Source organism: Parundibacterium terreum (assembly GCF_014636315.1).
GTDB classification, from domain to species: domain Bacteria; phylum Pseudomonadota; class Gammaproteobacteria; order Burkholderiales; family Burkholderiaceae_D; genus Undibacterium; species Undibacterium terreum.
In genome coordinates this window covers 1122463-1133257 of record NZ_BMED01000001.1, presented here as the reverse complement: position 1 = coordinate 1133257, position 10795 = coordinate 1122463, and the positions used below count along the sequence as shown (strand labels likewise).

The following is a 10795-nucleotide window of genomic DNA, read 5'->3' as shown; positions in this document are numbered from 1 at the left end:
GCAGACGATGCGTGGCTTATTGCGATAGAGCCGGGCCGTCTAGTACCCGACGGTTTCTGTGTCGGTAAATGTGGACTTGATCTCCATTGCCTCGTCCCATGCGCCAATGAAAGCGTTGACGCAGACGGGGCAAAAATGGGTGCCGGCACTTTCCATCAGAAAGGATTTTGCTCTTTCAGGTGACCATGCTTTTTTGTACGGACGTTCTGAACTCAGCGCATCAAACACGTCTGCAACCGCGACTATGCGTCCAGACAGGGGAATATTTTCCCCCGACAGACCGAGAGGGTAGCCTGTGCCGTCAAATTTTTCATGGTGGGTGCGGGCGATTTCTTCGCCTAGCTGCAGCAAGGGAATATCGCTGCCTTCCAGGATATTGGCGCCTATTGTCGGATGGTGGCGCATGATGGCCATTTCGGCATCAGTGAGTTTGCCCGGCTTGAGCAAGATGTAGTCCGGGATGCCCAGCTTGCCTATGTCGTGCATGGGCGCTGCTTCCAGCAGCAGTTGCTGGAAACTCGCCGGCATGCCGAGACGTTTTGCAATCAGCTTGGAATAGTGGGCCATACGCTGCACGTGCGCGCCGGTCTCTGGGTCGCGGAATTCTGCTGCCTTTGAAAGGCGCAAGATCAATTCGCGCTCCCGTTCGACAATGGCGGCAGTGGCGATTTCCACTTCGTACTGCAGCAGTTTCTTTTCATCTCTCAGCAAGTTTTGCGCATGCCGCAGAGCCAATAGATTGCGGATGCGGCTGCGGCATTCGGGAACATCCACCGGTTTTGCCAGGAATTCTGTTGCACCGATCTCCAGCGCTTCATGACGGACAGCCTTTTCATTTTCCGTCGTCACCATGACGATAGGCACGTCGTCGCAGCAAGGCAAGGTGCGTATCGCACGAATGAAATCGTGGCCGTTCATCTTCGGCATCATGAAATCCACCAGGATCAGGTCAGGCTCATTGACCTTGCACCACTCCACCGCCTTGACCGGGTCTTCAAACGTCACTGCGGGGGTGCCAGTGACCGATTCTGCCAGCTTGGCCAGCAACAGCAGGTTGACGCTATTGTCATCCACAATCAATACGCGGCCTGCAGATGAAATGGAGGCGGCGATGCCGGCTGATTTTGCTGCGGGATGTGTAGTATTAGTCATGTTATTCCCCTGGCACTCCGCGCGCTATGACGCAGTGCAATATGTTAAAAACCGGCATCTTTGATGCCCGCGTGATCATGCGATGTAAAGCAGTATTTGGAAAAAACGGCGGAGTTGAGGCCGGGAGACCGATGACGGGCGCGACGATAAGGCGGCAGTATTCGGCTTACAGACATAGCATCTCGATAACGGGGAGGGGGTTATGAGAATAGACTGGAGTGATGCGGTGCTAGGTCTATGCCTCATAGTAGCCGAAAATCCTGGAAAGTTAATCTGGTGAAACAAGATTTAACCTTCCGTTGTGTCTTCGTCTTGCTTGCCTATCATCCGGTTTGCAGATGCCGGATGATGGGGCTATGGCTTAAGCGATTTTTTAAGCGATTTTTTAAGCGATTATTTAGCGCTGAAAAGCTGCCTGAACTGGTTGATCGTTTCTTCCGCCTGCAGCAATTCGCTGGCGATGATATTGACCGGCTTGCGGCGGGAGCGGGCGTGGCTGCGCAATGCTTCAAACGCAGTGTGCCTGTCCGATTGAAATTTTGCCATCAGCAATCCCACCGCCATGCTGGTTTCCCGGCCGGAGGCGAGGGCGGAAGTGAGGTTCACACCGGTCTTCCTTAGTTCACGAATTTCTTCTGCGCGGGCCAGGCAGGCTTCTATCGTGGGGAGCAGGTTGGCGGTATTGACCGGTTTCACCAGATAGCCGACAGCACCGTACTCTACGGCCTGCCTGACAATGTCTTCATCTGCCGTCGCAGACAGGAACATGAAGGCAACGGTGGTTTCTTCCTTGAGCCTGCTGGCCAGGTCCAGGCCCGACATGCCGGGCATATTGATATCCAGCAGCGCCAGGTCCGGTTCCTGCACCGAAATAATGTGCAGTGCATCTTCCGCGCTCTTGACCTGGACGACATCGTAACCGGCACGGGTCAGCAGGCCGTTGATCAAGGCTAGGGTGACCTGATCATCATCAACCAACAAAATTCTGCTTTTGGGCGATGTTTTTTCTGTCATTCGATTTCCTTTATATTTTCTTTTTTTTTTGACTGTTGGCCAGCAAGTTTGCCGGTATCCAGAAACGGATCGGCAGCTTGTTAGCATTCCAGTTTATTCTTGTTTTTGCTGTGGTGTGGTGAGGTTTGTGCAACGCATGCATTTTTTTGTAGTCCCCTAAACATCGCGACAACGTATGGATTGTATGGAGTAAAGTGGGTGCTTTATGCTGCCTGCGTTGGAGTCCGCACTCAATGATCATTACAAAAAGCGGGCGTTTCGCTGAAGCCTGGTTGCCTTTTTCGTGCTGCGAGCTTTCGCAATGACGAAGCGTGCTGCCAGCTTAGCTGGTAGAAATGACAGTTGGCAAAATGCAATTTTTTGAGGTATGGTTTGTATTCAGATATCTTTGACGCGTCTGTGCGATCGTTCTTCAACGCGGCGATAAGATCCGCCCCGGCGCGTTCGGTTATCACTCAAGGACAGCGATGTCACGCTGTGGCTTGTCAATACGATTAAGACCACTCCTTTCGCATGGTGCAGATGGCGGGTGTGGTGGCTGTCTCAGCAGCAAATGGATGTTGTGTACCTCGGGCGAAAGCAAACGATAGCCATATAATGAAAATAAAAGCGCCCCGCCTGCTCTCCAGGTTTTTGTGGGAATGGATCTTTTTTTTGCTTGCCATGCTTGCGTTGGCAGCAGGGTTTTCCTATGCCCACCTCAGTGCCATAGCACTGGTTCAAAGCGGTGAAGAAACGCGCCTCCAGCTCTTGACCAAACTTATCGCCGAGGATATCCAGAACGATCTGGCTGCCACCGACATAGCTTTGAAAACCATTACGCGGGATTATCTGTCGGGGCCGGTGTCCAGTTCTGCCTCGCGCGATGCGTCAAGCAGAATGAGCGCGCTGGTCGGCGCCATTCGCGGAGTGCGTGGCATGGCGGTGCTGGACCAGGATGGCAAACTGCTGGCGAGCAGCTTGCCGGAGCTGGTGGGGCAAAATTTTAGCCAGCGCGACTATTTCAAGACCGTCAAGAGCCGGCCAGACAAGAATACCCTGTACCTGTCAGCGCCGTTCCGCTCCACCCAGGGCGAATGGGTGATGGCTGTTGCGCGGATGGTACCGGACGAGAAGGGCAGGTTTGCCGGCGTCGTCGCTGCTACCCTGAATCAAAACTATTTTTCCGCCGAATTTCGCGCATCCATCTATGCGCCGGATGTCTGGGCGCTGGTCGCGCATGGTGATGGCCAGCTATTCCTGAACTATCCCACCAAAAACGGTTTTGACGGCACCAACCTGAACCGGCCAGAGACATTCTTCAGGCGGCACCTGGACCGCAAGCAGCCCAGCAGCCTGTTGACGGGCACAGTCTACATGACAGGGGAACAGCGGGTGATGGCCTTGCGCACGATACAGCCGGCGGAGCTGTCCATGGACCACTCTCTGGTGATCGGTCTAAGCCGGCAGCAGGCGTCAATCATCCTGCCCCTGCGGTCGCAGGGATGGAGTTATGCCTTGCTTTTTACGGGTATTTTCCTGATAGGCGCGGCCAGTCTTTGGTGGTCACAGGTGCGCCGGGCCAGGCGAGAGCGCGCGCAAACCGAAAATGCGCGAAGCCTGCAGGAAATGCAGGCCTTGCAAGATAGCGAGGCGCGTTTCAGGACACTCATAGAAGATGCGCCGCTTGCCATCGCCATTTTGCGGGCCGGCCGCTTTATTTATACCAATCCGCGCTACCGCGCTTTGCACGGCTACCTGGCTGGCGATGATTTAAGCGGCTTGCCGTGGTGCGCGATGATTGCATCCAGCTCGCTGGATACGTTGCGCACACAGGAAGCACTGATCGAAGCGGACTCTCCCATCGAGCTGATGTTTGAAGCACAGGGCCTGGGCAAGGCAGGCCGGCTGGTACCGGTGTTCAAAACCACCGCCAGGGTCATGCTGGCGGATGGGCCTGCAACGCTGATATTTGCACAAGACATCTCTGCCCAGAAGAAAGCGGAAGAGGAGATGCTGCTGGCAAGAGATGCGGCGCAAAGCGCCAATCGCAGCAAGGCAGAGTTTTTGGCCAATATGAGCCATGAAATCCGCTCACCGCTCAACGCTATATTAGGATTGGCGTATCTGCTGGAGCGGGTCAGGCTGGAGCCGGATGGGCTGGAGATGGTGCGCAAGATCCGTAGCGCGGGCCAGTCGCTGCTGGGCATCATTAGCGACATACTGGATGTATCCAAGATTGAAGCGGGCCACATGCGTATTGAAAAGGCCCAATTCAAACTGGCGGAACTGATAGACGGGGTTGCGGCAAGCATGGGAATTGCCGCAGCCGACAAGGCGATCGAAGTAATTGTCCATCCGCTTCCCCCAGGGATGTCAGTATTCGAGGGTGATGCGCTGCGTCTGCAGCAAGTGCTCACCAATCTGACCAGCAATGCGATCAAGTTTACCAGCGTTGGCCGGGTCGAGCTCGTTACGCAGCTTGCAAGGCTGGATGGGGACGAGGCATGGCTCAGGTTTATGGTCAGGGATACGGGCATCGGCATTCCTCCTGCGATGCAGGAAACAATCTTTTCCGCCTTCACCCAGGCTGACACGTCGACAACGCGGCGGTTTGGCGGTACCGGGCTGGGGCTGACGATTTGCCGCCAACTGGTGAAACTGATGGGCGGGGAGCTTAATCTGCGCAGTACTGTTGGGCTTGGCAGTGATTTTGAGTTTACCGTACCTCTTGCCATTGCACACGGAACATCGAGCTCATCCCCCGACATGCTCAGCATTCGCGCCCTGATTGCGGATGACAGTGAGATCGCGCTGGAAGCCGCGGGCTCCACCGCGCGCGCGATGGGATGGGAGGTACAGACCGTCGAGTCTGGCGAAGCAGTCCTTGACTATTTTCAGCGTAGCAGCGCAGACGAGTTGCCGGGCGTTGTGCTGCTGGATTGGAAGATGCCCGGCCTGGATGGACTGGCCACCGCGCGCGCATTGCGTGAAACCGTATCCCCGGATACGCCCCTGATCGTGCTGATGTCCACCGCCTATTCTTTATCTGAGCTCGTCAAGCAGCCAGGCGCGGACGTTGTGGATGCGTTTTTAAGCAAGCCGGTCACCGCTTCCAACCTGTTCAACGCGGTGATGGACGCTCGCAGCCAGCGTAGCGCTCCCGGCCAGATATCCGCCTCCATGGACGCAGGGGAGGCGATGCAGTTGGCCGGAATCCGCGTGCTGGTTGTTGATGATAGCGACATCAATCGCGATGTGGTGGCACGCATCCTGCGCAACCAGGGCGCCTGGATTGAATTTGCCAATGACGGCCAGGCTGCGGTGGATTGGCTTGTTTCTCATCCTGAAGACGTGGACCTGGTCCTGATGGATGTGCAAATGCCGGTCATGGATGGCATGGAGGCGACACGCCGTCTTCGCCGCCTGCCGCAGTTCGATGATCTTCCTATTGTTGCACTCACTGCGGGGGCGCTTAAATCGCAGCAGGAGGCGGTAATTGCCGCCGGGATGTCGCATTTTGTCAGTAAGCCCTTTGACGTTCCTGCGATGATTCAGCTTATCCGTGACCTCTGCCGCGCATCAACGAATGGAACAATGCCGGCAATGCTTAGTATTGCTGAAGCGACGCCAATCCATCGCGACAATAAGGTGCTGGACGTTGAGCAAGGCTTGCAACTGTGGGCTGATGTGGAGCGCTACCGGCAATATCTGGATCGTTTTTCCAAGACCTACAAGGATGCCGGCGCAAGTATCAGCGTCTATCTCGCAAGTGGCGAGATCAAGGCCGCAGGCATGCTAGCGCATGAGCTGACAGGCGTCGCCGCCAGCCTGGCCATGCCGGGTCTATATCGAACCTCGCAGGAGGTGGAACGATTGGTCAATGCCGGTGCCAGTCAGGCCGCTCTGATTGCGGCCGCGGAAAGCTTGCGCGTTGAGCTGGAACAAGTCATGGCTGCCATCCCGCAAATCGGAATCAATGATGCTGAGGCATCCGCGCATCGCGCGACTGAGCGTGCATGGCTGCATACGCTTGAACGCAGAGAACTATTGGTAGAAATGCTGAAGGCTTTGGACGCGGATGATGTCGATGCGGTGGAGGCCGTGCTGAATGTGCTTTCGGTCGACTTGCCGAAAGCTACGCAGGCCGAACTATGGACCCAGCTACGCAATTTTGATCTGCGGGGCCTGGAACAGGCGGCAAAACATTTGCTCGATCTCGAAGACAAGCGGGAAAGGAGTACTCATTGAAAAAACAGACCGTATTGCTGGTGGACGACGAGGCAAGCACGCTGGCTCTCTTGCGTACTATTCTGGATCAGGAATACCGCCTGGTCTTTGCCCGCAACGGGGCAGAGGCGGTAGCGGCCGTCCTGAAGCACCGGCCATCACTGGCCTTGCTGGATGTCGGTCTGCCCGATGTGAACGGCTATGACCTATGCCAGCACATCAAGCAAATTGATCCTACGCAGGCGCTGCAAGTAATCTTCATTACCGCCTACGCCAGCCTGGAGCAGGAGACCAAGGGCTTTGCAGCGGGAGCGGTCGATTACATTGTAAAACCGGTGTCGGCTCCCATCGTCCGGGCGCGGGTTGCTGCACACTTGTCGCTGGTGAGAGTGACAGCGCTGGAGCGTAGCCACCGCGATGCCATCCTCATGCTCGCACACGCAGGACACTATAATGACACCGATACTGGCGCGCATATCTGGCGCATGGGTGCTTATGCCGCCGCCCTGGCGCGCGCCTGTGGATGGGACGCCGAGAGCGTCGCCCGCATGGAGCTGGCAGCGCCTATGCACGATACGGGCAAGCTGGGCATTCCGCAAGCAATACTGCGCAAACCTGGGCCGCTGGATGAGCAGGAGTGGGAGGTAATGCGCACGCATGCCCAGATCGGCCATGACATACTGCGCAAGAGCAAGGCGCCTTTATTTCAGCTCGCCGCCGAAGTAGCGCTGCGCCACCATGAAAAATGGGATGGCAGCGGTTATCCCGGTGGTATGAAGGCAAAGGAGATACCGGAATCCGCGCGGATTGTGGCTTTGGCTGACGTCTTTGATGCCCTGAGCATGAAGCGTCCTTACAAAGAGCCTTGGGCGACCGACAGGATTCTGTCTTATCTGAAAGAAAATGCGGGTTCGCACTTTGATCCGGAGATGGTGCCGGTATTTTGCGGCATCGTTCCCGAGTTGCTGGAAATCCGGACCCGGTCCCATGATGCAACTGCCACGTCGGCGGAACTGTAATAGAAAATTGCCAGTAGGGCCCTTTGCGCTATTTGCCACATGTGCCGGCAGTGTATTTGCCCGCCATCGCAAAATTTGTTACCATCAGGCAGTAGATGGGAGATGGCATTCCTCCCGGCGCAATGAGAGCTGCCGCTTTCCTTGCGCCCAACCGCCGCCCGCTTCAGCCGGGTAGCTGATGATGCCTACAGACGTTCCTGTGCAACGGGAAGCTGTAGGTATTCGCCAAACGCTTTCCATTGAACGGGTTGATTGTAAATTTATACGGCCCGCTTGATGAATACACGTAAACACCCCGAACAAATCGATCTGCTTCCGTACATCGCCAAATGGCTGCTGCTGGCTGCCGTCGTGGCCGCGCTGGCCGGCAGCGCCTCTGCTTTTTTCCTGTTTGCGCTGGAATGGGCCACCGCCTGGCGCGAAACCCACCCCTGGCTGATCTGGCTGCTGCCGCTGGCCGGGTTTGCAGTGGGCTGGGTTTATCTGCGCTTTGGCAAGAGCGTGGAGGCCGGCAACAACCTGCTGATCGACGAGATCCATGACCCCAAAAAAGTGATCCCGCTGCGCATGGCGCCGCTGGTGCTGGGCGGCACCATTGTCTCCCACCTGTTCGGCGCATCGGTAGGGCGCGAGGGCACAGCGGTGCAGATGGGCGGCGCGCTGGCAGACCAGCTTACGCACGCATTGCGCTTGCCCCAGCAGCAGCGCCGCCTGCTGATCATGGCAGGCATCAGCGCCGGGTTTGCTTCGGTGTTCGGCACGCCGCTGGCCGGCGCCATCTTCGGCCTGGAAGTGCTGGCCATAGGCCGCATGCGCTACGACGCCATCCTGCCTTGCTTTATCGCCGCCATCATCGCAGACCAGGTGGGCCTGTGGTGGGGCGTGCAGCACACGCATTATGTGGTCAGCCAGATTCCCGCCATCACGCTATGGGGCCTGGCGGCGGTGCTGGCCGCGGGCATGGTCTTCGGCCTGGCCGGCATGCTGTTTGCCAATGCCACGCACGGCCTGTCGGATTTCATGAAAAAACGCATCGCTTATGCGCCGCTGCGCCCCTTCATCGGCGGTGCGGTGGTTGCCATTGCCGTGTGGACGGTAGGCACGCAGCGCTACATCGGCCTGGGCATACCGGTGATCGTGGAAGCCTTCCAGCATCCGCTGTCGTGGACGGATTTTTTCGGCAAGGCCGCCTTCACCCTCACCTCGCTGGGCACCGGCTTCAAGGGCGGCGAAGTCACGCCGCTGTTCTACATCGGCGCCACCCTGGGCAATGCGCTGGCACCGCTGCTGCAACTGCCATTCTCCACGCTGGCCGCCCTGGGCTTTGTGGCTGTCTTCGCCGGCGCCGCCAATACCCCGATCGCCTCCACCGTGATGGCCATAGAACTCTTCGGCCCCGCCATCGGCCCCTACGCTGCCATCGCCTGCGTAATCAGCTACCTGTTCTCCGGCCACACCGGCATCTACCGCGCGCAACGGGTAGGGCATGCCAAGCACAGGCAAGTGCCGGAAGGGATGAAGCTGGGGGAGGTAAAAACCTATCGCGAAGATTCGACGCGGGGGTGATGTGAGTTCACTACTATAGACACCGTAGGGCGTAATGGAATTACGCCGCATGCATCCTAAAATGACCGGATGCCCAACTACAGGCGTACTTGGCATCCAGGCGGCATTTAATTCTTTTTGGGCTATTGGTGATGAAAGCGAGCTGGGTTGTCCGGACTGAACATGCGGCGTAATTCCATTACGCCCTACGGAGTCTAGCTTAGCGCTTGGCGCCAGCGCCTGCCGGAATAAACGCAGAAGAAAATGGCGAGTACACAGACCATCCCAGCGACGTGTACAGCGCACGGCCTTCTTCGGTGGCGACCAGCACCTGCCGGTGGTTCGCCGACGTGCGCGTGCGTAGCAGTGCCTGCATCACGGCCCGGCCGAGGCCGCGGCGGCGGTGCTGGTCGCTGACTTCGATGCGGTCATAAATAAACACGTCATGGCATTGTGCCGCATAGCCGCTCGCCGCAACGCTGCCGCTGCTATCGCTAATCCTTACCGCCGCGTTGCAGCCGTCAACGCCGGTTTCCAGATGATAGCCGGTGGGAAGCTGTATGTCGGTGGACTGCGCAGGCTGATCGCAAGTCATCAGATAGCGCGGTACGTCAAGCTGCCAGCGCGCGGGAAGCAGTGCCTTCAGTTGTTCCCCGGTGCCGGTGAGCTTGAGATAAATCAGCGGCTCTGTGATCGCCTCGCCCAGCGCGCGCAGCCCGTCGGCTGGATGGGCGAACACATAGCGGCGCAATTCTTTTTCCAGATTGGTTTCCAGCCGCAATCCCCCGCGATCGCTGACAGGCTGGGGAAGGCCGCGGCATACCGAGCGTGCGCGCAACCAGGATTCTATGAGCGTGGCATCAGCGGATGAAGTGGGCTTGTCGGACATTGGGCAATTATATTTGGAAATTATTTCATCAATAGCAGCGAGTGCAAACGTGTCGATGTGGGATGCAGTGCGAGGCGGATGGCTACGGATTGTTCGGTGCAATACGCTGGCACTATTACACCTTAGGTACTTCATTTTCCCTTAGGATACCGCTCGCAATCATCGTCTATCGTCAGCCACTTTACCTGGCTGTCGGTGTAGATGTGATAGGTCGGCCGCACCGCATCGGGGCTGTCCAGCGAAGTGATGCTGAGCGTCAGGTATTGCGGATGCGCGGTGCTGCGGTAGCTCAGCGTGGAACCGCATTGCGGGCAAAAGCCGCGGCGTATGGTGGCTGAAGACGCGTATTCGGTGGGGTTGCCCTGCAGCCAGCGCACCTGCTCGGCCTTGAAGTCCATCCATGCACCCACCGGCGCGCCGGTTGTTTTCTGGCAATCGCGGCAGTGGCAAAAGTCGGCGGCAAATGGCGCGCCTGTTATTTCATAGCGGATGGCGCCGCAATGACAAGCTCCGTTCATCTGTTTTTGCTCCTGTGCTGGATCATTCGGCCAGGGTGAGAAGGGGTTTGCTCCAGCCCATTATTTCACCTGGGGATTCTTTAGATTCTGTTTTCAAACTGCAGCAAACTGCTGCTTCCTTGATGTACGCCAACATATCAATAAAACTACGATCAGGCAATTAAAAATTGTAAAAAAAACTACTCAAAAAGCCAATCATCGCCTATGCTAAAACAGCATGTAAATATGGCATGCAAAAAGAATAAAAAGGGGAAAGTGTTGCTCAGGAATATGCCGCCTATTTTGCCGGACATCCCTTTGTTTCGGGGTGCTCTGGCAAAGGCCGCGATATTTCTCATCCCGGAATTTACTGTTTGCTTTCTTTCCGGTGCGCATGTTCATGCACCGATGCAGCACCTTAATAATCGCTTGAAAAAAATTTGATCGTCGTGCCGGCCGGGCAAGATGAC

At 56.9% G+C, this 10795-nt stretch carries 8 protein-coding genes and 1 riboswitch; of the genes, 4 read left to right on the top strand and 4 right to left on the bottom strand.

Annotated features, from left to right (window positions below):
• Window positions 1-39: 39 nt before the first annotated feature.
• Both IEW12_RS05305 and IEW12_RS05300 read right to left on the bottom strand, forming a co-directional pair.
• Window positions 40-1152: an HD domain-containing phosphohydrolase gene (locus IEW12_RS05305; RefSeq protein WP_188564898.1), complete on the bottom strand. Its 1113-nt coding sequence runs from the start codon at window positions 1150-1152 to the stop codon at window positions 40-42.
• A 393-nt stretch (window positions 1153-1545) separates the two neighbouring features.
• Window positions 1546-2166: an ANTAR domain-containing response regulator gene (locus IEW12_RS05300; protein ID WP_188564897.1), complete on the bottom strand. Its 621-nt coding sequence runs from the start codon at window positions 2164-2166 to the stop codon at window positions 1546-1548.
• A 750-nt stretch (window positions 2167-2916) separates the two neighbouring features.
• Here IEW12_RS05300 and IEW12_RS05295 point away from each other — a divergent pair.
• From IEW12_RS05295 to IEW12_RS05285, 3 genes are all read left to right on the top strand, one after another.
• Window positions 2917-6396, top strand: a complete 3480-nt coding sequence (locus IEW12_RS05295) for a response regulator (RefSeq protein WP_188564896.1) — start codon at window positions 2917-2919, stop codon at window positions 6394-6396.
• Window positions 6393-7394, top strand: coding sequence for a response regulator (locus IEW12_RS05290; protein ID WP_188564895.1), 1002 nt, complete (start codon window positions 6393-6395; stop codon window positions 7392-7394). The genes IEW12_RS05295 and IEW12_RS05290 overlap by 4 nt, the downstream gene beginning before the upstream one ends.
• 89 nt (window positions 7395-7483) lie before the next feature.
• A riboswitch (Fluoride riboswitch) is annotated at window positions 7484-7589 on the top strand.
• Between the two features lie 81 nt (window positions 7590-7670).
• Window positions 7671-8960, top strand: a complete 1290-nt coding sequence (locus IEW12_RS05285) for a voltage-gated chloride channel family protein (protein ID WP_188564894.1) — start codon at window positions 7671-7673, stop codon at window positions 8958-8960.
• Between the two features lie 199 nt (window positions 8961-9159).
• On the opposite strand, the gene IEW12_RS05280 is transcribed toward IEW12_RS05285, so the two are convergent.
• Window positions 9160-9828 (bottom strand): GNAT family N-acetyltransferase, encoded by a 669-nt coding sequence (locus IEW12_RS05280; protein ID WP_188564893.1) that lies wholly within the window; start codon window positions 9826-9828, stop codon window positions 9160-9162.
• Between the two features lie 131 nt (window positions 9829-9959).
• The gene (locus tag IEW12_RS05275) at window positions 9960-10346 is read right to left on the bottom strand and encodes a GFA family protein (RefSeq protein WP_188564892.1); all 387 of its coding nucleotides are present in this window, start codon (window positions 10344-10346) and stop codon (window positions 9960-9962) included.
• Between the two features lie 225 nt (window positions 10347-10571).
• On the opposite strand from IEW12_RS05275, the gene IEW12_RS05270 reads away from it, so the two are divergent.
• Window positions 10572-10769 (top strand): hypothetical protein, encoded by a 198-nt coding sequence (locus IEW12_RS05270; RefSeq protein WP_188564891.1) that lies wholly within the window; start codon window positions 10572-10574, stop codon window positions 10767-10769.
• Window positions 10770-10795: the final 26 nt, after the last annotated feature.